Below are 22,791 nucleotides of genomic sequence, written 5' to 3'. Positions count from 1 at the left end.
CGGCGCACCGTTTCAGGAGTGCCGCCAATGTCCCTGCCGACCTTTACCCTGGACGGGTTCGACCTTGACGCCTTTGTCCGCGCGACCCTGGCCGAGGATCTGGGCACGGGCCGCGACGTGACGTCGGAGGCTGTGATTCCCCTTGATGCCCGGTTCGAAGGGGTGATGGACAGCCGCGATGCGATCATCGTCGCCGGCCTGCCGATTGCAGAGGCGTTTTTTCGCGCGCTGGATCCCGATGTCGAGATCGAGCGGCTGGTTCAGGATGGTGAACGAGTGGCGGCGGGCACGGACCTGATGCGGCTGCGCGGAAATGCGCGGGCGATGCTGACTGCCGAACGGTCGGCGCTGAACACGGTGCAGCATCTGTCCGGCATTGCGACATTGACCCGCAGCTATGTCGACCGGATCGAGGGGACGGGCGCGACGTTGCTGGATACGCGCAAGACCATCCCGGGCCTTCGCATCGTCGAGAAATACGCCACCCGGATGGGCGGCGCGACCAATCACCGGATGGGATTGTGGGACGCGGCGATGATCAAGGACAACCACGTTGCCGTCGCCGGATCGGTGGAAGAGGCGGTGCGCCGCGCCGTGGCCGCCGGTGTCGAACGCATCATCGTCGAGGTGGACCGGGTGGACCAGATCGAGCCCGCCCTGACGGCCGGGGCGACACATCTGCTGCTCGACAACATGGACCCCGCATCGCTGCGCGGGGCGGTGATCCTGGTCGGCGGGCGGGTGCCGACCGAGGCATCCGGCGGGGTGCGACTGGAAACGATCCGCGCGATCGCGGAAACGGGCGTTACCTATATCAGCGTCGGGCGGCTGACCCAGTCTGCCCCTGCCGCCGATATCGGGCTGGATTTTGCCGCGATCTGAGGCGGATGGACGGTTGCGCGGCGAACGGCGCGCGCTAGGATCGCGACTTCTGTTTCGGGGAGGACATCCACATCATGAAGCCTGCATCGATCGTTCAGTTCGACCGTTTCTACCTCGCATCGATCGTCGTCTGGGTGATCGGTGTCGGCCTTGGCTGGCAGACGGCCAATCAGCAGATGCTCGATAATCCGGCCTTTGCCGCCAATCCGGAAATGGCCGGGATGATCCCCGGCATCCTTGGCGGCGTGACGCTGGTCGGCGTGCTGTTTTCGCTTTTGTTCTGGTGGCTGGTGTCCAAGCGGGCGAGCACCGTCGGCAAGTGGATCATCACCATCCTGTGCGCCATTTCCGTCCTGTCGCTGCCGCTGGCGTTCATCAACATGGCGCAGACCGGCATGCTGAACACCATCATTAATGTCGTGGTCGTCGGGCTGACCCTGGCCGCGACGGTCATGCTGTTCCGCGCCGATGCGACCGCATGGTTCCGGGGCGACGGGAACGAGGAGCCGGTCGACCGCACCTTCGGCTGATCGTTTATGCCGATACACGGCGCGGCCAGACAGGCCGCGCCGGCAGCGTTCAGCCCTGATCGATCACCACGGTCGAGGGGTGATGCCGATCCAGATGCCGACGGATGATCCGGAGGTTGCGGGTGTTGGACCGGAAGAACAGGTCAGGTACCGCGCCGATCCAGGGGATCAGGCCGAGCAACCAGTCAAACGCCACATTGGCTGACATTCGCAGCATCGCGCCCTTGCCCATGCCCAGGTTGCGCGCTTCCCACAGCATATAACCGCCCATGATCGCGCCGATCGTCGTGCCGCCGATGGGCAGCAGGTCGAGCGCGACGTCCAGCCCGATGCGGTAATTAATGCCGGGAATCTTGATCGACCGTTCGAGCAGGTGCTCCATCGCCTCGATCCGGCGCCGCACGGATGCGGGATCGGTGCGAACCGGCAGCTTTGCCGCCATTCGGGCAAACTCTTCGCGTCCCAGTCCCTTGCCACCAGCCATTGTCCGGTCACTTCCCTTCGCGCAGCTGATCCAGCGGGTGCCAGGCGCGGGGGTTGGTCTGAAACCGGCGCAGCCTGAGCGCGACCAGCGACCAGCGGAGCGGGCGCGCAATGGGAATATAGGCATGGTCATCGACCAGCGCCACTTCCGCAGCCGCCAGCCGCTCGCGATGGGTTTCGGCATCGGCGGCATCCCGCGCCGCCAGGATCGCCTCGCGCGCTACGCTGCCACAGGGGCGGCACGCATTTTCAAGGAACCAGCGCGCCTGATCCGACGGGGCAACCCGGTCGATCACGCGCAGATCCGCGTCGGCATCGGGCGAAACCCGTTCGACGCGCAGCCCGATTGCGGCAAGGGCGGGGCCGATCCTGCCCCATAACAGGTTGCCGCCGCCATCGGGCGTCAAGGCCAGGCGGATGACCGGCTTTTGCCCGCCGTTACGCGATCGCCAGATGCTGACCCGTGCCCGGGCCGTTGCCTGTCGTTCCTCAAGGCTTTGTGTCAGCCAGGCCGGTCGTGTCGGTTCGCGGCCCAGATCCATGGGGGCGGGCAGGATGGTGTCGACGGCAGGCCAGTCGGGGCGAAAGGCTGCAGTGATCGCCGCCCGGTCCAGCGCCATTGCCAGTGCCTCGCGATTGGCGGCATCGGCCAGGAACCCTTTCCGTGTGGTCACGGCAAGGCCGAACAGACCATGGGCCGGATCGATGCGGATATTGGCGTTGCCTGCCCCCATCCGCTCGACCAGCGGCCAGTCGCGATAGCTGCCGCCCAGCACCAGGTCGCTGTGGCGCTGGACAAACCGGGCGACCGCAATGGCGGCGGGTTCGCCGCGCAACTGGATGGTGTCGGCAGGCGCTGGTTCCGCTTCCGATGCGCTGTCCGCCCGTGCGGGGTCGTAGGCGGGGGCAAGGACGATGGCACCCCGCGCGCGATCTTCGATCCGCATCGGTCCGCTGCCGCCCCCGGCCGTCACGGCAAATTCCGGCTGGGCAAGGCGCAGCAACAGGTCCGGCATCGGGCGGCGCAGGCGGATTTCGATGATCTGGGGCGTCATGGCGACGACTTCATCGACCGGGGCGAGCAGCGACTGGCCCACCGGCAGGCGGCGGCCCCGGGCAATGGCGGCGGCGGCGTCTTCCGCGGTCATGGGCTGGCCATCGGGCCGCTCGGCATCGCCGATCCGGAACACGACGCTGCGACCATCGTCGATCACGGTCCAGCGGGCGGCTAGGCCGGGCTCGATCGCGCCGGCGGCATCCAGTCTGACCAGTCCCTGCCCGGTCGCTGCGGCCAGCACGCGCTGCGGCTCATCCGCCAGATTGCCAGACTGGCCAGCCGTGCCCAGCGTTGGCCCGATCACGCTGGCGACGACGGGGATGTCATCCGGGCGACGGCCACAGGATGCGGCTGCCAACGCGATCAGTGCAATGGGGATAAGGGACAGCCGCGCCATCCCACTGGTCTATGCCGTGAACCGATCAAAGCCAACCTGATCCCCGCGCATTCCTGGTGCGGACGGCGGGACTCGAACCCGCACGAGCCAAGGCCCAAGGGATTTTAAGTCCCGTGCGTCTACCAATTTCGCCACGTCCGCATCAAGGGAAAGCGCCGGTGATGGCGGAGGCGAAAGCGCATGGCGGCGCGCGCGTCAAGCGCGGGCGATCATTCCGCCATGTTCAGACGGATGCGCATTTCCTTACCGGGCTTGAAATAGGGAACCCGTTTGGCCTGAACGGCAACGGTTTCGCCGGTGCGGGGATTGCGGCCCGTGCGGGCATCGCGGGCGCGGGTGGAAAAGGCACCAAAGCCGCGCAATTCGACCCTGCCGTCCTGCATCAGGCGGCTGGTGATCTGATCAAAGAAGATCGTGACGATTCGTTCGATATCGCGAACCGAAAGTTCAGGGTTGTCCTGCGTAAGCAGGCGAACCAGTTCGGATCGGATCATGAGCATCCTCCGGGGCAACCGCCAGGATCAGTATAAGCCCGAAATGGCGCCGTCTGTCCTGCCGAAACCCGGATTTTCTCGCATTTTCTGGTCGCACTAGCAAGCGAACCAACCTGTGCGGTGAATTTGGCGGGCGGGTTTCCCGTGTCGAACGAGAAACCCGCCAACCATATCAATTACTTCTGTTCGCGGCTCGCCTTCAGCGCTTCGCCCAGAATGTCGCCCAGCGATGCGCCCGAATCGGACGAACCATATTGCTGGACCGCCTGCTTCTCTTCGGCGATCTGCATCGCCTTGACCGAGAAGGTCGGCTTCTTGGACCGGTCAAAGCCAGTGACCATGGCGTCGAACTTCTGGCCGACCTGGAAACGCTCGGGGCGCTGTTCGTCCCGGTCGCGGCCAAGGTCGGTCCGCTTGATGAAGCCGGTTGCGCCATCGTCGCCCGCCTGCACCTCAAGGCCGGCATCGCGGACTTCAAGCACGGTCACGGTGACGACCGCATTCTTGTTCAGGCGATCGCCAGCAGCCGCGGTGACCGGGCCACCACGCTCGAGCTGCTTCATGCCGAGGCTGATGCGCTCCTTGTCCGGCTCGATCGCCAGAACGACGGCCTGGACGGTTTCGCCCTTGCGGTGCAGCGCCAGCGCGTCCTCGCCCGAAATGCCCCAGGCGATGTCCGACATGTGGACCATGCCGTCGACGTCGTTGTCCAGACCGATGAACAGGCCGAACTCGGTCGCGTTCTTGACTTCGCCCTCGACGGTCGAACCGACCGGGTGCGCCTCGGCAAAGGCTTCCCACGGATTCTGCTGCGCCTGCTTGAGGCCCAGCGAGATGCGGCGCTTTTCCTGATCCACTTCCAGAACGACGACTTCGACTTCCTGGCTGGTCGAAACGATCTTGCCCGGGTGGACGTTCTTCTTGGTCCAGCTCATTTCCGAAACGTGGACCAGACCCTCAATGCCGGCTTCCAGTTCGACGAACGCACCATATTCGGTGATGTTGGTCACGCGGCCCGACAGCTTGGCGCCGACCGGATACTTGGCGAAGGCGCCATCCCACGGATCGCTTTCCAGCTGCTTCATGCCAAGGCTGATGCGCTGCGTGTCGCGGTTGATGCGGATGATCTGGACGCGGACGGTCTGACCGATCTCCAGCACTTCCGACGGATGATTGACGCGCTTGTAGCTGAGGTCGGTGACGTGCAGCAGGCCGTCGATGCCGCCCAGGTCGACGAACGCACCATAATCGGTGATGTTCTTGACCACGCCGTCGATCACCTGACCTTCGGCCAGCGACTGGATCAGGCCCGAACGCTGTTCGGCGCGGGTTTCCTCAAGCACCGCACGACGCGACACGACGATGTTGCCGCGCTTGCGGTCCATCTTCAGGATTTGGAAGGGCTGCGGGATGTCCATCAGCGGCTGGACATCGCGGACCGGGCGGATATCGACCTGGCTGCCGGGCAGGAAGGCGACGGCGCCGCTCAGGTCGACGGTGAAGCCGCCCTTGACGCGGCCGAAGATCACGCCTTCGACGCGGGCGGTCTTGGCAAATTCGGCTTCCAGCTTGTCCCAGGCGGCTTCGCGGCGGGCGCGGTCGCGGCTGAGCATCGCTTCGCCGTTCGCATTCTCGACGCGGTCGACATACACCTCGACCTCATCGCCGACCTTCAGGTCAGCCTTCTGGCCCGGCGCTGCGAATTCGCGCAGCGGCACGCGGCCTTCCGACTTCAGGCCGACGTCGATGACGGCCAGATCATTTTCGATGCCGGTAACGGTGCCGATGACGACGCGGCCTTCAAAACCGTCGGAGCCGCCGAACATATCGTCCAGCATCGCCGCGAAATCATCACGGGTGGGATTTGCCGAAGTGGCCATAAAAACGAAGTTCCTAACAATAACATTTTCCGGCCAGCCGGTTGTTTCCGGCGGTCTTTTGGCCGAACCGTCGCGAGGGCCGAATGCCCGGCGCGACATCCTTAAAAACGCGGCATCGATTGGGGTCCGCCAAAGCGGAAAGGGCGCCCGGGGCAAATTCCCTGCGCCGCACCCCGTCGGGCACCACACCCTTCGGACGGCGCGCGCATAGCGCCGATGGCTGCGGAAAGCAAGGTTTCGCCGGTGATCAGCGCCCGGCAGGGCCCCCGCGGTTTCGCTGCGCCTCGACCAGTTCGATCGCCCGTTTCACCGCCAGATCGATCGACAGAAAGCTGGTATCGAGCGGTGCGGCATCGGCGGCCATGACCAGCGGGGCGGTTGACCGGCCCGAGTCGCGTTCGTCGCGTTCGCGGATATCGGCAAGCACCCGGTCAAAGCTGACGTCGCGGCCCATCCCCTTCAGGTCGGCATGGCGCCGCCGGGCGCGAATCTGGGGTGTTGCCTTGACGAACAGCTTTGCATCGGCGTCCGGCGCGATGACCGTGCCGATATCGCGTCCGTCCAGCACAGCGCCGCCCGGCTGGCGGGCAAAACGCTGTTGCCGCTGAAACAGGGCGCGGCGAACGAGCGGGTGGGCCGACACGATGGAGGCCGTGCGCCCCACCGCATCGTCGCGCAATTCGGGATCGGCCAGCAATGAATCGGGAAAGTCGCAACAGGCGACTGCATCGGCTTCGATCCGGGGATCAAGTTCCTCGCGCAGGACCAGCGCGGCGACTGCACGATACAGCAGGCCGGTGTCGAGATGCGGCAGGCCATAATGCCGGGCAAGCGCACGGGCGATGGTCCCCTTGCCCGACGCTGCGGGCCCGTCGACGGCGATGATCATGCCGTCACTTCAGCGCCACGCCGGCCAGCGCGTCAAGCGTCGAGAAAAAGCCGGGATAGCTGGTCGCCACCGGAGCAGCATCGTCCAGCGTGACCGGCGCGCGACAATGCTGGGCTGCGACGGACAGGCTCATGGCGATGCGATGATCGAGATGCGTGGTGATCGTTGCGCCGCCCGCCAGCGGATCCCCGCCGGTACCGTCGATGATCATGCCGTCCTCCACCTCCTCGACCCGCGCGCCGATGGCGGACAGGGCGGCGGCCATCGCGGCGATCCGGTCGGATTCCTTGACCCGCAGTTCCTCGGCGCCGCGGGCGATCGTCCGGCCGGATGCAAAGGCGGCGGCGACGAACAGGACAGGATATTCGTCGATCATGCTGGGCGCGAGGTCGGGCGGCACCTCGATCCCCGAAAGCGGCGCATGGCGGACGCGCAGATCAGCAACGGGCTCTCCGCCAACCTCGCGCTCGGCCAGCGCCTCAATATCCGCGCCCATCAGGCGCAGTGCCGTGACGATGCCCGACCGGGTCGGGTTCATGCCGACATTCAGGACGGTGACGTCCGACCCCGGCACGATGCTGGCCGCGACCAGCCAGAAGGCGGCGGAGGAAGGATCGCCGGGCACGACGATCGATTGCGGCTTCAATTCAGCCTCGCCGCGAATGCGGATGACGCGGCCGGCCGGGGATGGCTCGACAGTGAGTTCAGCCCCAAAACCCGCCAGCATCCGCTCGCTATGATCGCGGGTGGGCACCGGTTCGATAACGGTCGTGATGCCGGGGGTGTTGAGCCCGGCAAGCAGGATCGCCGATTTCACCTGCGCGCTGGCGACGGGCAGGGTGTATTCGATGGGCACCGCGGGAACCAGGCCGCGCATCGTCAGCGGCAGGCGGCCGCCGGGGCTTGCGGTGAATTCGGCACCCATGGCGGACAGCGGCTCGATCACGCGGCCCATCGGACGCTTGCTGAGCGAGGCATCGCCAACGAACGTTGCGGTCAGCCGGTGGCTGGCCAACAGGCCCATCAGCAGGCGGGTGGACGTGCCGGAATTACCCATGTCGAGCGCCTGTTCAGGCTGCATCAGGCCGCCGACGCCGACACCGTCGATCGTCCAGCGGCCATCGTCGCCGCGATCGATCCGCGCCCCCATCGCCCGCATCGCCGCTGCGGTGGCCAGCACGTCCTCCCCCTCCAGCAGCCCGTCGACGGTGGTGCGGCCGATGGCCAGCGCGCCGAACATCAATGACCGGTGGCTGATCGATTTGTCGCCCGGCACACGGACCGTGCCACGAAGCGGGCCGGCAGCGGCAATTTCGAGCGGGCGGGCGGGGGCGTGGGCGGGCATGGCGGGCGGGCTTTTGACAGTGCGCTTGCGCTATGGCAAGGCGCCGCCCACTTTACAGGCCGGGCCAGAGCGCACGGCCCGGTCCAGCAGAATCGAAAGGCAAGAGGCGGCACATGGTCAAGCCGGAATGGGGCACGAAGCGAACCTGCCCGAAATGCGCGACGCGCTTTTATGATCTGACCAAGGACGAGCCGGTCACCTGCATCAATTGCGGGTCGACCTGGTATCCCGAGCCGATCCTGAAATCCAAGCAGCCGCTGCCGTTCGAAGCGGCCAAGGGGCCGGTCGAGAAGGTCGAGACGGACAGCGATCTGGGTGCCGACGAGGATCTGGACATCGCGGACGACGATACCGATTCGCCTGATGACGAGGTGGATCTGGGCGGTGACGACGATCTGGGTGTCGATACCACCGACGCTGAAGACGAAAATTAATGGATTAAGCGAGCGCCCCTGCATCGGGGCGCTTGCATTCCCCGAAAGGCGTCGTTAGAGGCGCCTTCCCGGACATGTGGGGCCGTAGCTCAGCTGGGAGAGCGCTGCAATGGCATTGCAGAGGTCAGGGGTTCGATCCCCCTCGGCTCCACCACTTCCCTTTCCCGATCATCGTTGTCGATGGCCAGCGCCGCGGCGGCGCGGGCGGGTGGGTGTTGCCTAATCGGCGTCAGCAATAGCAGTCGGAGTGGCCGGAGCGGTCGCGGCGGCGGCTTCGCGTTCGGCGCGGGCGCGGTCGGTGCGGTCCTGGCGGTCGGCCATGTGGAGCCATGCGGCCTCGGAGCGCAGGGCGCGGTCGCGGACATTGTCGAGGATCGCTGCGTCCGCTTCGGCGCGGGCGCGGGCGGCATTTTCGCGGTAGGGCGGCTGGGCCATCATCATCCTTTCGCTGCAAGGCCGGGAATATGGACCGGACGGCAGGGGGTGCCCGCCGCCCGGCCGGTCGGGTCGATCAGTCCGCAGCGGCCAGATTGACCGCGCTGGTCTTGCCCCGACGATCCTGTTCCAGTTCGTAGGACAGACGCTGATTCTGCTGCAGCGTGATCATCCCGGCGCGTTCGACGGCGGTGATGTGGACGAATGCGTCATTGCCGCCCGCGTCGGGGGCGATGAAGCCATAGCCCTTGTCCGAATTGAAGAACTTGACGGTTCCGGTGATGCTCATGGGTATTTCCTTCATATTGGCGGCCGCGCCCAAGGCGGGCGGAGCCTCGCGCTGGCAGGAGCAGGGAATGAAGGAAGAAGGAGCCGCAAAGCGCCGAAGACCGTCGATATGCGACTGTAGCCTGACAGAGATGGGTACGCGGCCCCCGTTGCGCAAGGGGAGGGGCCGGGGCGCGGGCCGGAGTGCCGGGCCGTCCCCCCTGGAATCACCCCCACCGAGCAGCCGCCGGCCGGGCGGTCGGATTGATGGTTGGCTGACAGTTTGGACACTTTGTACCGGTTTTCATGCGGGGTGACGACACCGCGCGGGCACGCGGCGGCATTGGCCGTCGCCCGGCGGGGCGCAGGGACTGGGTGCGGAAAGTGAGGGTGCCAAAGAGGTGCCATGATCGCCCGACCGCGTGCGCCGCGCAGGGCGGCTGGGCGGGGGAGGATAGGCCGGGAACGGGCGTGTAGGACAGCGCCAAGCGCCCGAGCGATTAGCGGGGGCTAATCGCAAGGCCCGCGCACCAGCGCGGGAGCGCAGGCCGGCCGGCGGGTGGCGCAGCCAGCCCGTCCGACGGCGCGGCTTTGCCGCGACGGCCAGCCCATCCTCCCCCAGCCTTCACCGCGACAGGCTTGCCCCTCCGCCGCGGCCCGCGGCCGTCCCCCAAACGCAAAAGGCGCGGCAAGCCGAAGCCTGCCGCGCCCGTTGCCGTCGCTCTGGCGGGAGCGGGTTACTTGCCCTGAAGCGCGTGCTTCAGGTCGCGCATTTCGTCATGGCCGGCGCGGACCGAGGTCCATGCCTGACCGATGGCGGAGCGGGTTTCGGGCGTCAGGTCGTTGTCCTTCAGTGCGTCCTCGAACTTCGCCTTGATATGATCCTCGCCGCGTTCGACCTCGTTCACGATGGCGGCATCGTTCTGGCCGGTGACGGCGGATTTCAGGTTGAGGAACATGCGGTGCGCGCCGGCAAGGGCGGTGCCGTCATCCTCCGGATCGCCGCCCAGCCGGGCGACTTCGGCCTGAAGCGCGCTCGCGGCCTGACGCCGTTCGGATGCGCGGCTGTTGAACATCTGAACATAGCGGCTGTTTTCCGCATCCTTCGCGGCTTCGGTATAGCCGTCGACGCTGTCGATCGTGGTGGTGATCAGCGAATTGAGGGTGCGGATATCGTGGCTGGTATCGGCCATGGGGGTTCTCCTGCTTCCGGGTGAGGATACAGGGGCAACGCATGAGGGGCGGGAATGGGGGCGTGGGTTCGGGTGAATTTTACCAGCGAAAGCCCTTGGCAGCGGCAAGCCGGTCGATCTCTGCCAGCAGCGCCTTCTTGCTCTCCGTCCGGCGGGTGCCGCTGTTGCGCGGAACGGTCAACGGCTCGCCCGTCTCCGCCTCGATCGCGGCGCGACGTTCGACAAGCGCACGGCCATAGGCCGCCATGTCGAGCCGTCGGCCTGGCCAGTCGTCTTGATCGTCCGCCATTAGCAATAAACCTCCCGCCGGTGCGCCAGCTCGATCGTAAAGGTGGAGATTAGCCTCAAAATGTCTATCTATATAATCTTAATATTTTTGCTAATCCTTTAACTAGAGCAAACCGCCACGTCCTGGTAACTTTGGAATCCTCTTCTTCCTTTAAATCATTGCTGTTCGCAGCAACTGACTTAGCAGGCATTGTCGTAAGGCGCCCTAGCCGAAACATCGCAAGGCCAACAGAAAGCAAAAGAAAAACACCATATATTGTCAAGAAGCAGCCGACAAAATTGCCACCATAATAAGTAAAGAAAAGAGCTACCTGAAGGGCGTCTGCGAAGCCTGGCTTTCCGCCAAACGTGCGCCAATAGAAATCGCCATCCGTAGAAAGCGAAAATAACAAAGCCAAAGACTGAAACAGAACTACATGAAAAAATGTTGCATTTACCATCCTAATTAATGGCATTCCAGACTTTTTATCAATTGCCGTAGAAAGGGCTCGATGTAATGCGCTTCCCATCAATGTAAAAGTGATTGTATAGGCAGCCAAGCTAAAGCCAAGTATGGTAGGTAGGGAGTCTTTAGAGATTTCTCTCCAATCAAAAGAAATAATGTTAAATGAATATAAAATAGAAAATAGAACACTTGAATGAAAAAAAGGCGATGAAATCCATTCGACAAAACCACCGTTCTCTCGCCAGTATGTTTGAATAGTCTTCAGCAGTGATGAATACAACTTCTTCTATCCCCGTCGAAAACGGCGCGCTAGCAACTCAAACATCTGAGGTTGACTCATAACTTCTTCGTCATACTTATCTTGAACGACTTTCGGATAACTATCAGTTGTCACAACCTCATGACCATTTTTCCCATATCCCTTGGCGATGGTGCGGCCGTTACGAATGCTGGCTCCAACTAATCGGCTAAGATCTTGATCTCGGACGATACCTAATCCTTGTTCCGCCTTATAGGAAATCGTCATGCTTCTGGCATTTTTATCATCAAGATGTTCTTCTGCTTGTTCCTCAAAACCTTCACCCCAAATATCTGCATTAGGCTTTTCAATGTAAATCTCTATATCAGTAATTCTAGGGATTGAAAAAATCCGATCTATACTACCCTTGGACTGAACTATAGTCGCTTTGACATCACCAAAATCCTGAACTATTCTCTTATCGTTTAATAGTCCCTTTATAAATGAAAGAGCGGCATTATGTGTAAGCCTATTGCCGTTAGCGTAGTGCTCAAAGATTAATTCATGGTTTTTTACGTCAAATTGAAACAAATGAGGTCTTGAGTTTGGACGAAGGTTTTCAGGAATGTTGATCTTTTGCAGCTCATTATCTGACGCTTCTTCAAGTGTATCAGTATTGAGCCACTTACCATCAACATCAAATTCTAAGAATGTTGTGATAACGCCATTTATGTAGTCAGCGTCATTCCTGATTCTCTGCAGTGACGTCATTAAACCAGAGCGATCACCTCTAATATTCACTACTTGTTTAATCTCAAAAAGGCGTTGGAAAAGATCGCGATAACGTTGGTCACTGTGGGGGTGGAGCCGGATGTTGATGGCGCCAACCTCGAGTTTTAACTTTCTTGCCATTAGACCCTCCCTGCTTCAGCAGGGTGCAAGGAAGCGGCTAGGAGTCAAGGCATTTTGTTTTTCGCAAACTGTGCAGCTTTATAATATCATGTCAGTTCTGCTCATTTTTAAACGACGGCGCCAGATACCGACCCGTAAAGCTCCCCGCCACCTTCACCACCGCCTCCGGCCCCTCGTCTACGTTCTCGGTTGCTCTCAAACTCTGCTCCCGACAGGCTGGTCCCCGCGTCGCTACCCCAACAACCCCTTCAAATACCGCCCGGTAAAGCTCGCCTCCACCTTCACCACCGCCTCCGGCGTGCCCGTCGCGACAATCTCCCCGCCCTTCACGCCGCCTTCCGGGCCGAGGTCGATGATCCAGTCCGCGGTCTTGATGACGTCGAGATTGTGTTCGATCACGACGACGCTGTTGCCCTGTTCGACCAGGGCGTGGAGCACCTCCAGCAGTTTTCGCACATCTTCGAAATGCAGGCCGGTGGTCGGTTCGTCGAGGATGTAGAGCGTCTGTCCGGTGGAGCGGCGGGCGAGTTCCTTTGACAGTTTCACGCGCTGTGCCTCGCCGCCGGACAGGGTTGTGGCCTGTTGCCCGACCTTGATATAGCCAAGGCCCACTTCGGCCAGCATGGCCATGCGTTCGCGGATCGGGGGCACGGCCTTGAAGAATTCCACCGCGTCCTCGACCGTCATGTCGAGCACGTCGGCGATGGACTTGCCCTTGAACTTTACCTCCAGCGTTTCGCGGTTGTACCGCTGGCCATGGCAGACGTCGCAGGTGACATAGACGTCGGGCAGGAAGTGCATCTCGATCTTGAGCACGCCGTCGCCCTGGCACGCCTCGCACCGGCCGCCCTTGACGTTGAAGCTGAACCGGCCGGGTTTGTAGCCGCGCGCCTGGCTTTCGGGCAGGCCGGCGAACCAGTCGCGGATATGGGTGAAGGCGCCGGTATAGGTGGCGGGGTTGGAGCGCGGCGTGCGGCCGATGGGCGACTGGTCGATGTCGATGACCTTGTCGAGATGCTCCAGCCCTGTGATCCTGTCGTGCCGGCCCATGGGCACGCGCGCGCCGTTCAGCGTGCGGGCGGCGGCGGCATAAAGGGTGTCGAGCGTGAAGCTGGACTTGCCGGAGCCGGAAACGCCGGTGATGCAGGTGAAGGTGCCGAGCGGCACGCTGGCCGTCACGCCCTTCAGGTTATTGGCGACGGCATTGTGGACGGTGAGTTTCTTGCCGTTGCCCTTGCGCCGCTTTTTCGGGACGTCGATGCCGCGCGTGCCGTTGAGATAGTCGGCAGTGACGCTGCCCGGCGTGGCGAGCAGTTCGGGCAGGGTGCCGTGCGCGACGATGGTGCCGCCATGGACGCCCGCGCCCGGCCCCATGTCGATGACATAATCGGCGGTGCGGATCGCATCCTCGTCATGTTCCACCACCAGCACGGTGTTGCCGAGATCGCGCAGGCGGCGCAGCGTGGCGAGCAGCATGTCGTTATCCCGCTGATGCAGGCCGATGCTGGGTTCGTCGAGGACATAGAGCACGCCGGACAGGCCGGAGCCGATCTGGCTGGCCAGGCGGATCCGCTGGGACTCGCCGCCGGACAGGGTGCCGCTGGTGCGATCGAGGTTGAGGTAATCCAGCCCGACATTGTTGAGGAAGCCGAGGCGTTCCAGGATTTCCTTGAGGATGGGGGCCGCGATCTGCCGCTGCTGATCGGTGAGGGCGTCGGGCAGCGACTGGAACCAGGCGAGCGCGTCGACCACCGACAGGCGAGTGGCGTGGGAAATCGGCTGCTGCGCGATCTTGACCGCCAGCGCCTCTGGCTTGAGGCGGGCGCCGTGGCACGTCTCGCACGGCTGAGCCGCCTGATATTTCGACAGCTCCTCGCGCATCCAGGCGCTTTCGGTTTGGAGGAGGCGGCGGTTGAGGTTGCCGATGACGCCCTCGAACGGCTTTTTCACGTCATAGGACTTGCGGCCGTCGATGAAGGTGAGCGTGACCGGCTTGCCCTCGGTGCCGTGGAGGATGATGAGCTGAACCTCTCCGGGCAGGTCCTGCCACGGGGTGTCGAGGCTGAACCCGAATTCGCGGGCGAGGCTGGCCAGCACCTGCATGTAATAGGGGCTGGGCGGGTTGGATTTGGCCCAGGGGACGATCGCGCCTTTCTTTAGGGAGAGCGCGCCGTTGGGGACGACGAGGTCGGCGTCGAATTCCTGCCGCTCGCCAAGGCCGTCGCACGCGGGGCAGGCGCCTTGCGGTGCGTTGAAGCTGAACAGGCGGGGTTCGATTTCCGCGATGGTGAAGCCGGAGACGGGGCAGGCGAATTTTTCGCTGAACACGATGCGGTTGGGCGGAATCCCTGCGCCCTTCATCGCGCCTGCGTCCGCGGCCTCATCCTCCCGGCCCGGCACGACGCCGTCGACCAGATCGACATAGGCCAGCCCCTCGGCCAGTTTCAGCGCGGTCTCGAAGCTTTCGGCCAGCCGCGTGGCGATGTCGTCACGCACGACCAGGCGGTCGACCACCACCTCGATATCGTGCTTGTACTTCTTGTCGAGCGCGGGCGCTTCCTCGATCGGATATTGCTCGCCATCGATGCGGACGCGGGTGAAGCCGGCGCGCTGCCATTCGGCCAGTTCCTTGCGATATTCGCCCTTTCGCCCGCGCACGACGGGGGCGAGGAGGAGGAGGCGCGTCCCCTCTGGCAAGGCCAGCACGCGGTCGACCATCTGGCTGACCGTCTGTGCCGCGATGGGCAGGCCGGTGGCGGGGGAATAAGGGATGCCGACCCGCGCCCAGAGGAGGCGCATATAGTCGTAGATCTCCGTCACCGTGGCAACGGTGGAGCGCGGGTTCCGCGATGTCGTTTTCTGCTCGATGCTGATCGCGGGGGACAGGCCCTCGATATGATCGACATCGGGCTTCTGCATCATCTCAAGGAACTGGCGCGCATAGGCGGACAGCGATTCCACATAGCGCCGCTGCCCCTCCGCATAGATGGTGTCGAAGGCGAGGCTGGACTTGCCGCTGCCCGACAGGCCGGTGATGACCGTGAGCGTGTCGCGCGGAATGTCGATGTCCACGCCCTTGAGATTATGCTCGCGCGCGCCGCGGACGGAAATATGGGAAAGGCTCATTCCGGCAGTTCTATCTTTGTTCTGGAGGGGAATCCAGTAGGCGAGATAGGGGGTGCAGGGGCGGGTTGCGAGGGGCAATGGATGTCTGTGCAGCGATGGGGCGTCATGATACCCACCCGACGTGCGTGTTGGCGTACAAGTGCATAAGGGGACGAGTGTGAAACGCAGGATGAGTGCCGCGGTGCTGGCTGTTTCGTGTCTGGCGAGTGGATCGGTTGCGTCCCAGACGCCCGGTAACGACGAACTGGTCGCCGCTCTGTCGAACTGCATGACGATGAAGACGTCGGGTCAGGATCGGCTGACCACTGCACGCTGGACCATCGTGGCACTCGCCCAGGCACCGCAGCTGCGCGATGCGGTGGTTGTCGATCCTGCCAAGAAGGACGCAGCGGACCGGGAAATGGCTGCCCTGTTTACCCGGCTGTTGACCAAGGACTGTGCTGCTCAATCGCGAAATCTGTTCAAGACAGGCGACAGGGCCGGTTTCGAGGCTGCTGGCCGGGTGCTGGGCGAGATTGCGATGCGGGAGTTGACGACCAATCCCGAGGCGAACGAGTCGATGATGGCTTTCGCCGCCTATATCAACGAAGCTGATTTCAAGGCGGTGGTCGAGTAACGAGCGTCCCGACGTTCGACCGCGTCATTGGCAGGCGCGTCCATCGGTGGGTCCGGTGCCAGTGGGCGCGCGATAAGCGAGCACTGTTCGGCGTGTCCCGGCGCGCATAGTCGCCGCCTACCCCCCGTCCCTTGGCCCATGTTGCCGGGGCGGGGTTTGGGGCGTATTCCGGCGCGGCGGCGGGTCTGGCTTTGGGAGCGAGTGACGATGTGTGATCGGGACATGGCGGCGCAGGGGCCGTTCGACTGGGCGATGAACCGGCGGCAGTTCGCGGCGCTGGGCGCGGGGGCGGCGATTGCGGCCTGTGCCCCGGTGGCGGGCGATGCCGGTTCGGCGCAGGCGGGCGGGTTGAGCGAGGGCATGGTTTCCTTTCCCACCGCCGACGGCACGCTGGATGCGTTTTTCGTCCGCCCGGCATCGGGGCGTCACGCAGCCGTCATCACCTGGCCCGACATTGCCGGCGTGCGCGAGGCGTTTCGCGTGATGGCGCGGCGGCTGGCGGCGCAGGGCCATGCCGTGCTGGTCATCAACCCCTATTACCGCGACGTGCCGAGCGACACGTTCAAGGATTTTGCCGGTTTTGCGGCCGGTGGCGGATTCCAGAAGGTCGGCCCGTGGCGCGGCAAGCTGACCCCGGAGGCAGTGATGCGCGATGCCAATGCGGCGATTGCATGGCTGGACAAGCAGCCATCGGTCGACACGCGGCGCGGCATCGGCAGCCATGGATATTGCATGGGCGGGCCGTTCACCGTGTTTACCGCCGCCGCGCAGCCCGGGCGGGTGAAGGCGGCGGTATCGCTGCACGGCGGTGGGCTTGTCCGCGCCGATGCGCCGATGAGCCCGCACAAGATCCTGGGCAAGACGGACGCCAGCTATCACATCGCCGTTGCGCAGAATGACGATGCCAAGGCACCGGGCGACAAGACGGCGTTCAAGGCCGCCGCCGATGCCGCCGGCCGTCCGGCGACGGTCGAGGTCTATGCCGCCGACCATGGCTGGACCGTGATCGACAGCCCGGCCTATAACCAGGCCGAGGCCGAGCGTGCCTGGTCGGTGATGAGCGGCCTGTTCAAGGCGCTGTAACCGCACCGCGCGCCGACAGGAGCGGGCCGGGGCGGCGGCAAGCGCCGTGCCCCCGGCATCCGTTCGTTACGCGTGCATCGCCGCAATGGCGCGTCACCGGAGAATGTGGTAAAGTTCCATAGGATTTGTCTATCACTATGATAGACAGTCCATGCTTGTATCAATGCCCCAGACTCACGATTACGCAGCTGCACAATTTTTCGGGGACAGGAATGGCGGATCAGGGTCAACGCGTCGGTGTTCGCGCCTTTCTGGGCTGGATCAGTCTGGTGATGGCACCGGACGGCGGGTTCGTGCGGCTGGCACTGGTTTATGGCATCGCGATCTCTCTTCTGTCGCTGGCGACGCCGATTTCGGTGCAGTTGCTGATCAATTCGGTGGCGAACATCGCGCTGCCCGCGCCGCTGTTCACCCTGTCGGCCATGCTGTTCCTGTTGCTGCTGATCGCGGGCGTGCTGATGGCGTTCCGGGTGCATCTGATGGCGTTGTTCGAGCGGCGGCTGTTCGCGCGGATCACGGCGGAAATCACGCTGCGCGCGGTGCACGCCCAGAACCCGTTTTTCGGGGATGAGCGGCGCGGCGACCTGTTCAACCGGTTCTTCGACATGATGACGGTGCAAAAGGCGATGCCCAGCCTGTTGATCGGCGGGTTCACCATCGTGTTGCAGGGGGCCGTGGGCCTGATCGTCACCAGTTTCTATCACCCGTTCTTTCTGGCGTTCAACATGGTGCTGGTGCTGGTCCTGTTCCTGATCTGGCAGGTCTGGGCATCGGGCGCGATCCGCACGGCGGTGGGCAAGAGCCACGCCAAGCACGGCGCGGCGCACTGGCTGGAAAGCGTGGGCGGATCCAACGGCTTCTACAAGTCGAGCCGGCACCTGGCGTTCGCCATGGACAAGTCGGAGGCGGTGACCGCCACCTATGTCGATGCGCACAAGCGGCATTTCCGGTATACCTTTGCGCAGACGCTGTGCCTGTTGTTCACCTGGGCCGCGGCCAGTGCGACGCTGCTGGCGCTGGGCGGGTGGCTGATCATCCAGAACCAGCTGTCGATCGGTCAGCTGGTGGCGGCCGAACTGATCCTGTCGGGCGTGTTCTATGGCATCGCGCAATTGGGTTTCTACCTGGAGTCGCTGTACGACCTGGCCGCGGGGCTGGAGGAGCTGGCGCTGTTCTGGGCCATTCCGCAGGAGCCGGAACAGCGGGGCACCGGGCGCGGCCCGGCCGATGGATCGATCCGCTTTCGGGGCGTGCAGCATCATGGCGTGACGCTGGATTTCGAAGTGGCGGCGGGCAAGCAGCTGGCGGTGGCGACGCCGCCGGGGCTGGACCGGACCATCGCGTTCCTGCTGCGCCGGCACGAAACGGCGGAGCGCGGCATCGTGACGGTCGGCGGCGCGGACATCGCATCGTTCGACATGTACCGCCTGCGCGCGGACATCCGCGTGCTGGACCGGCCGACCATCGTGGAAATGTCGATCCGCAACTACCTGACCCTGTCATCGGCGGAGGATGCGATGGGCATCATGGATGCGCTGGACATTGTCGGCCTGACCGAACGGATCGGCGCATTGCCCCATGGGCTGGACACGCATCTGTCCAGTTCGGGATGGCCGTTGTCGGTGGGCGAGACGATGGCGCTGAAGCTGGCCGCGGCGCTGCTGGCGCGGCCGCGCGTACTGATGCTGTCGCCGCTGCTCGACCTGTTGCCGGTTGCGCGGGTGGATGCGGTGCTGGCGCGGATGCGGGAATCGCAGACGACGGTGCTGCAATTCACTCGGCGGCCCGAGGGACTGGCCCGCGACGGGCATCTGTGGATCGGGCGGCGCGAACAGCTGCATTGCGAGGGCGAGGGCGAGCTGATCGCGCTGGCGCGTGGTGAGGGAGGCAGCCATGCCCTTTCGGCCTGAACATATCGTGCATTTCCGGACGCTGGAGCAGATCCGACCGCCGCGCGCGACCCGGGCGCTGGCGTGGATGATCGTGATCGGCATCACCATCGTCACCGTCGCGCTGTTCACCGTGCCATGGGTGCAGACCAGTGCGGGGTCGGGCCAGATCGGCGCGCTGAACCCCGATGACCGGTTGCAGGAGGTGACCGCGCTGGTCCCCGGGCGGGTCGAACGATGGTACGTGCAGGACGGCCAGCGGGTGAAGCGCGGCGATCCGATTGCGCGGATCGTGGACAATGACCCCGACCTGCTGGCCCGGCTGGCCGCAGAGCGGGCGCAGGTGCTGGCCGAGATTGCGGCGGCGGAACAGGCGATGGCGGTCGCGCAGCTGGACGTGAACCGGTCGCGCCAGCTGTTCAGCGAGGGGCTGGCCGCGCGGCGCGATTATGAAGCGACGCAGATCAAGGTGGCGGACCACCGGGCCAAGCTGGCCGAATCGCGCGCGAAGCTGAGCCGGGTGGACGTGACGCTGAACCGGCAGTCGGCGCAGCTGGTGCGGGCGCCGCGCGACGGGCGCATCCAGTCGATCAATGCGGCCGCCGGCGCGACGCTGGTGAGCCCCGGCGATCCGCTGGCGACGCTGGCACCGGAGGCGCCGGTGCGGGTTGTCGAGTTGATGGTGGACGGGCGCGACGTGGCACTGATCCGGCCCGGCCGGCCGGTGCGGCTGGCGTTCGAGGGATGGCCCGCGATCCAGTTCAGCGGATGGCCATCGATTGCGCAGGGGATGTTCGACGGCCGTGTGCGATCGGTTGACCCGTCGGCGCAGATCAACGGCCTGTTCCGCGTGCTGGTGGAACCGATGCCGGGCAAGCCCGCATGGCCTGACGACGATTTCGTGCGGCTCGGCGCCAAGGCGCGCGGGTGGATTCAGATGGAGACGGTGTCGCTGGGCTATGAGCTGTGGCGTCAGCTGAACGATTTCCCGCTGGAGTTCCGCCGCCCCGCCATCGAGGGCGAGAGCAAGGCGGGCGGCATGACGTCCGGCCCGGTGGAGAAGAAGAAATGATGCGCGGCGCGCTGGTCGCGACCCTGCTGGCGCTGACGCCGGGTGCCGTGTGGGCGCAGACCATGGATCCGGTTGCGCCGCCGCCGCCCGTGGCCGAGCCGGGCCGGACCGGCGTGCTGACGCTGGATGCGGTGCTGCGGTCATCGGCGACCCATGCGCCCGCGATCCTCGAGGCGATGGCCAAGGAACGGGCGGCGGACGGCAAGGCGCTGTCCGCGCGCGGGGCGTTCGACCTGTTGTTCGAAGGCGATGCGAGTTCGCGGCTGCTGGGCTATTATGACGGCAGCTATGTAGAAGGTCAGGTGACGCGCCCGCTGCAGACCAATGGCGGCGCGCTGTACGGCGCCTATCGCGTGTCGCGCGGGGATTTTCCCGAATATTATGGCGACCGATTCACCAACCGGCTGGGCGAGGTGAAGGTGGGCGCGGTATTTTCGCTGATGCGCGACCGGTGGATCGATGCGCGGCGCACCGGTGTCGGCCTGGCCGACCGCGATATCGACCTGGCCCGTCTGGACCGCGAGATGGTGGCGATCGGCGTGCAGCGCCGGGCCATCGCCGCCTATCAGGACTGGGTGGCGGCGGGGCAGCGCGTGGCCGTCTATCGCGACCTGCTGACCCTGGCGAGCGAGCGGCAGCAGTCGATCGAGCGGCAGATCCAGCTGGGCGCGCGGCCCGACATTCTGGGCACGGAAAACCGCCAGAACATCGTCCGGCGTCAGTCATTGCTGGTCCGGTCGCAACAGCAGCTGGAAGCGGCGGCCAATGCCCTGTCCTTTTTCCTGCGCGATGCCAATGGCGAGCCGATGGTGCCGCTGGCCGAACAATTGCCGCGCGAATTCCCAGCATTCGAGTTGCCGCCGCTGACCCGCGATCTGGGCCGGCGGGTGGAGCGGCCCGATCTGGACGCGATCCTGGTGCGGCTGGACCAGAATGAGCAGCGCCGCCGGCTGGCGGAAAACGACATGCGGCCGCGCCTGGACCTGAAGGGCGAATTGTCCAAGGATGTCGGGCCGGTCGGGCTGGGCGGCGATACCAAGACGCCGACCGAGGCGATTGTCGGGGTGAAGTTTTCGCTGCCGCTGGAACGGCGGGCCGCGCGCGGGCGGATTGCCGAGGCACAGGCCGAGGCCGATGCGCTGCGCCGTCGCCGCCAGTTGATCGAGGACCAGATCCTGGTGGAGGTCAACGGCCTGGCCATTCAGGTGCAGGCGGCGGAAAAGCTGGCCGGGCTGGCGGCGGACGAGGCGGCGCTGGCGACGCGCATGGCCGAGGCGGAGCGGCGGCGGTTCACGCTGGGCGTCAGCGATTTCATCCTGGTCAATCTGCGCGAGGAAGCGGCGGCGGACGCGCAGCTGCGCCGGCTGGATGCGCAATATGCCCGGTCGGCGGCGCGGGCCGAGCTGGTCGCGGCGACGGTGGACCGGGATCAGCTGGGCCTGTGAGCCACGCCTGACCCGGATTTTCGGGGCCGTGCCGCACGGGCCGGTTGACGACCCCGCATCGCCAGCGCATCGGGTGCGCGTTCAACGGGCGGAGCGCGCATGACGGCAACGAGAGTGGCGGGGATCGAGCTGGGCGGGACCAAGTGCATCTGCACGCTGGCCACCGGACCGGACGGGGTGCTGGACCAGCGCGAGGTGCCGACCGAGGCGCCGGAGACGACGCTGGCGGCGTTGACCGCGATCCTGACCGAATGGGCAGAACAGACGCCCTATGCCGCGCTTGGCGTGGCGAGTTTCGGGCCGATCGACCTGAACCCGTCATCGCCCACCTATGGCTATATCACCCAGACGCCCAAGCCCGGCTGGCCGATGACCGACCTGTTGCGCCCGCTGGCCGCGGTGGCGCAGGTGCCGGTGGCGTTCGACACCGATGTGAACGGCGCGGCGATGGCCGAAATGCGCTGGGGCGCGGGGCAGGGGATGGACGATTTCGCCTATATCACCGTGGGCACGGGGGTTGGCGTCGGCCTGATCGTCAACGGGCGGCCGACGCGCGGGCTTGGCCATTGCGAGCTGGGGCATTTGCGCGTCCCGCGCCTGGCCGGGGATACGATGCCGAGCGGTTGCCCCTTTCACGACGATTGCGTCGAGGGGATGGCCGGCGGCGGCGGGCTGGCGCGGGCGATGGCCGGGCGCGACATGGCGTCGCTGGCCCCCGACGATCCGGTGTGGGACCGGGTGGCCCATGCCGTCACCTGTCTGTGCCATGCACTGGTCGTGACCGCCGGGCCGCGCCGCATCGCGATTGGCGGCGGCGTGTTCGGGCGGCAGCCGCAATTGCTGCCCCGGATCGAGCCGATGCTGCGTCAGAGCATCAACGGTTATGTCCCCATCCCGGATGACCAACCCTATATCGTCGTGCCGGCGCTGGGCGGGCAGGCGGGGCCGCTGGGGCCGATTGCGATGGCGATGAGCGCGCTGGCCGAGGCCTGACGCGGCAAGGCGTCATTCGAGCGGATAGAGCGCGGCCGCGACCCAGCGCAGTTCGGCCCTGAGCACGCCCCAGGCGCGGGCGGCGGCGCGGCTGTCCATGAATTCAAGCCCGATGCCGCGCGCATCCAGCGCCGCGATCAGCGCGGCGGGCGGGCGCTGCATCGTGCCGCCCGTGCCGATGATCACAAATTCCGGCTGCGGATTAAGCGTCAGCAGCGGGGCGAGGGCGTCGATGCCAAGCGCGTCCAGCGGCGGCGGCGACCAGCCATCGGCGCGTTCGGGCGTGATCGCCAGCCCTTCATAGACGCCGCCATCGACGCGGAAGCCGCGCCCGACAATGCCGGAGATCAGCGGCCCGGTGCCGCGTTGATCGCGGGTGAGATTGACCATCGGGCCGA

General features: G+C 65.0%; 23 protein-coding genes and 2 tRNA genes. 10 read left to right on the top strand and 15 right to left on the bottom strand.

Annotated features, from left to right (window positions below):
- Nucleotides 1–27: 27 nt before the first annotated feature.
- Together nadC and NYR55_RS06535 are read left to right on the top strand one after the other, a co-directional pair.
- Nucleotides 28–882, top strand: a complete 855-nt coding sequence (gene nadC, locus NYR55_RS06540) for a carboxylating nicotinate-nucleotide diphosphorylase (protein ID WP_260020395.1) — start codon at nucleotides 28–30, stop codon at nucleotides 880–882.
- A 74-nt stretch (nucleotides 883–956) separates the two neighbouring features.
- Nucleotides 957–1,412: a hypothetical protein gene (locus NYR55_RS06535; protein ID WP_260020394.1), complete on the top strand. Its 456-nt coding sequence runs from the start codon at nucleotides 957–959 to the stop codon at nucleotides 1,410–1,412.
- Between the two features lie 49 nt (nucleotides 1,413–1,461).
- Here NYR55_RS06535 and NYR55_RS06530 read toward each other — a convergent pair whose 3' ends face one another.
- The 7 genes from NYR55_RS06530 to aroA all read right to left on the bottom strand — a co-directional run bounded on the left by NYR55_RS06530 (nucleotide 1,462) and on the right by aroA (nucleotide 7,957).
- Nucleotides 1,462–1,896 carry a DUF4112 domain-containing protein gene (locus NYR55_RS06530; protein ID WP_260020393.1) on the bottom strand — a complete coding sequence of 145 codons (435 nt, stop codon included), beginning with the start codon at nucleotides 1,894–1,896 and terminating at the stop codon, nucleotides 1,462–1,464.
- 7 nt (nucleotides 1,897–1,903) lie between these two features.
- Nucleotides 1,904–3,349 carry an ABC transporter substrate-binding protein gene (locus tag NYR55_RS06525; protein WP_260020392.1) on the bottom strand — a complete coding sequence of 482 codons (1,446 nt, stop codon included), beginning with the start codon at nucleotides 3,347–3,349 and terminating at the stop codon, nucleotides 1,904–1,906.
- Between the two features lie 54 nt (nucleotides 3,350–3,403).
- Nucleotides 3,404–3,490, bottom strand: a tRNA-Leu gene (locus tag NYR55_RS06520).
- A gap of 68 nt (nucleotides 3,491–3,558) precedes the next feature.
- Nucleotides 3,559–3,843 carry an integration host factor subunit beta gene (locus NYR55_RS06515; protein WP_260020391.1) on the bottom strand — a complete coding sequence of 95 codons (285 nt, stop codon included), beginning with the start codon at nucleotides 3,841–3,843 and terminating at the stop codon, nucleotides 3,559–3,561.
- 176 nt (nucleotides 3,844–4,019) lie between these two features.
- Nucleotides 4,020–5,723: a 30S ribosomal protein S1 gene (rpsA, locus tag NYR55_RS06510; RefSeq protein WP_260020390.1), complete on the bottom strand. Its 1,704-nt coding sequence runs from the start codon at nucleotides 5,721–5,723 to the stop codon at nucleotides 4,020–4,022.
- Nucleotides 5,724–5,970: 247 nt separating this feature from the next.
- The gene (locus NYR55_RS06505) at nucleotides 5,971–6,612 is read right to left on the bottom strand and encodes a d(CMP) kinase (protein WP_260020389.1); all 642 of its coding nucleotides are present in this window, start codon (nucleotides 6,610–6,612) and stop codon (nucleotides 5,971–5,973) included.
- A gap of 4 nt (nucleotides 6,613–6,616) precedes the next feature.
- Nucleotides 6,617–7,957 carry a 3-phosphoshikimate 1-carboxyvinyltransferase gene (gene aroA, locus NYR55_RS06500; RefSeq protein ID WP_260020388.1) on the bottom strand — a complete coding sequence of 447 codons (1,341 nt, stop codon included), beginning with the start codon at nucleotides 7,955–7,957 and terminating at the stop codon, nucleotides 6,617–6,619.
- A 113-nt stretch (nucleotides 7,958–8,070) separates the two neighbouring features.
- On the opposite strand from aroA, the gene NYR55_RS06495 reads away from it, so the two are divergent.
- Both NYR55_RS06495 and NYR55_RS06490 read left to right on the top strand, forming a co-directional pair.
- Complete coding sequence (locus tag NYR55_RS06495) at nucleotides 8,071–8,391, top strand: TIGR02300 family protein (protein ID WP_260020387.1); 321 nt, start codon at nucleotides 8,071–8,073, stop codon at nucleotides 8,389–8,391.
- Between the two features lie 78 nt (nucleotides 8,392–8,469).
- Nucleotides 8,470–8,545 (top strand) — tRNA-Ala (locus NYR55_RS06490).
- Between the two features lie 65 nt (nucleotides 8,546–8,610).
- Here NYR55_RS06490 and NYR55_RS06485 read toward each other — a convergent pair.
- From NYR55_RS06485 to uvrA, 7 genes are all read right to left on the bottom strand, one after another.
- Nucleotides 8,611–8,826, bottom strand: coding sequence for a hypothetical protein (locus NYR55_RS06485; protein WP_260020386.1), 216 nt, complete (start codon nucleotides 8,824–8,826; stop codon nucleotides 8,611–8,613).
- A gap of 76 nt (nucleotides 8,827–8,902) precedes the next feature.
- On the bottom strand, nucleotides 8,903–9,115 hold the full coding sequence (locus NYR55_RS06480; protein WP_260020385.1) for a cold-shock protein: 213 nt from the start codon (nucleotides 9,113–9,115) through the stop codon (nucleotides 8,903–8,905).
- A gap of 715 nt (nucleotides 9,116–9,830) precedes the next feature.
- A complete protein-coding gene (locus NYR55_RS06475; protein WP_260020384.1) occupies nucleotides 9,831–10,286 on the bottom strand; it encodes a PA2169 family four-helix-bundle protein in 456 nt (151 codons plus the stop codon).
- A 79-nt stretch (nucleotides 10,287–10,365) separates the two neighbouring features.
- Entirely contained in the window at nucleotides 10,366–10,575 is a 210-nt protein-coding gene (locus NYR55_RS06470; RefSeq protein WP_260020383.1) for a hypothetical protein, read from the bottom strand.
- Nucleotides 10,576–10,639: 64 nt separating this feature from the next.
- The gene (locus tag NYR55_RS06465) at nucleotides 10,640–11,299 is read right to left on the bottom strand and encodes a hypothetical protein (RefSeq protein WP_260020382.1); all 660 of its coding nucleotides are present in this window, start codon (nucleotides 11,297–11,299) and stop codon (nucleotides 10,640–10,642) included.
- Nucleotides 11,300–11,305: 6 nt separating this feature from the next.
- Nucleotides 11,306–12,169, bottom strand: coding sequence for a DUF4747 family protein (locus tag NYR55_RS06460; RefSeq protein ID WP_260020381.1), 864 nt, complete (start codon nucleotides 12,167–12,169; stop codon nucleotides 11,306–11,308).
- 231 nt (nucleotides 12,170–12,400) lie between these two features.
- A complete protein-coding gene (gene uvrA / locus NYR55_RS06455; protein ID WP_260020380.1) occupies nucleotides 12,401–15,295 on the bottom strand; it encodes an excinuclease ABC subunit UvrA in 2,895 nt (964 codons plus the stop codon).
- Between the two features lie 157 nt (nucleotides 15,296–15,452).
- On the opposite strand from uvrA, the gene NYR55_RS06450 reads away from it, so the two are divergent.
- From NYR55_RS06450 to NYR55_RS06425, 6 genes are all read left to right on the top strand, one after another.
- Nucleotides 15,453–15,911, top strand: coding sequence for a hypothetical protein (locus NYR55_RS06450; protein WP_260020379.1), 459 nt, complete (start codon nucleotides 15,453–15,455; stop codon nucleotides 15,909–15,911).
- Nucleotides 15,912–16,118: 207 nt separating this feature from the next.
- Nucleotides 16,119–16,994 (top strand): dienelactone hydrolase family protein, encoded by an 876-nt coding sequence (locus NYR55_RS06445; RefSeq protein WP_260020378.1) that lies wholly within the window; start codon nucleotides 16,119–16,121, stop codon nucleotides 16,992–16,994.
- 212 nt (nucleotides 16,995–17,206) lie between these two features.
- Nucleotides 17,207–18,904, top strand: a complete 1,698-nt coding sequence (locus NYR55_RS06440; protein WP_260020377.1) for an ABC transporter transmembrane domain-containing protein — start codon at nucleotides 17,207–17,209, stop codon at nucleotides 18,902–18,904.
- Entirely contained in the window at nucleotides 18,888–19,955 is a 1,068-nt protein-coding gene (locus tag NYR55_RS06435; protein WP_260020376.1) for an efflux RND transporter periplasmic adaptor subunit, read from the top strand. The genes NYR55_RS06440 and NYR55_RS06435 overlap by 17 nt, the downstream gene beginning before the upstream one ends.
- The gene (locus NYR55_RS06430; RefSeq protein WP_260020375.1) at nucleotides 19,952–21,400 is read left to right on the top strand and encodes a TolC family protein; all 1,449 of its coding nucleotides are present in this window, start codon (nucleotides 19,952–19,954) and stop codon (nucleotides 21,398–21,400) included. Before NYR55_RS06435 ends, NYR55_RS06430 begins: the two co-directional genes overlap by 4 nt.
- 99 nt (nucleotides 21,401–21,499) lie before the next feature.
- Nucleotides 21,500–22,393 carry an ROK family protein gene (locus NYR55_RS06425; RefSeq protein ID WP_260020374.1) on the top strand — a complete coding sequence of 298 codons (894 nt, stop codon included), beginning with the start codon at nucleotides 21,500–21,502 and terminating at the stop codon, nucleotides 22,391–22,393.
- A 12-nt stretch (nucleotides 22,394–22,405) separates the two neighbouring features.
- On the opposite strand, the gene NYR55_RS06420 is transcribed toward NYR55_RS06425, so the two are convergent.
- Entirely contained in the window at nucleotides 22,406–22,783 is a 378-nt protein-coding gene (locus NYR55_RS06420; RefSeq protein ID WP_260020373.1) for an Mth938-like domain-containing protein, read from the bottom strand.
- Between the last annotated feature and the right edge of the window lie 8 nt (nucleotides 22,784–22,791).

Source organism: Sphingomonas sp. BGYR3, assembly GCF_025153455.1.
Lineage (GTDB): Bacteria > Pseudomonadota > Alphaproteobacteria > Sphingomonadales > Sphingomonadaceae > Sphingomonas.
The sequence above is the reverse complement of the archived record's forward strand: the minus strand, read 5'-3'. Positions and strand labels throughout refer to the sequence as shown.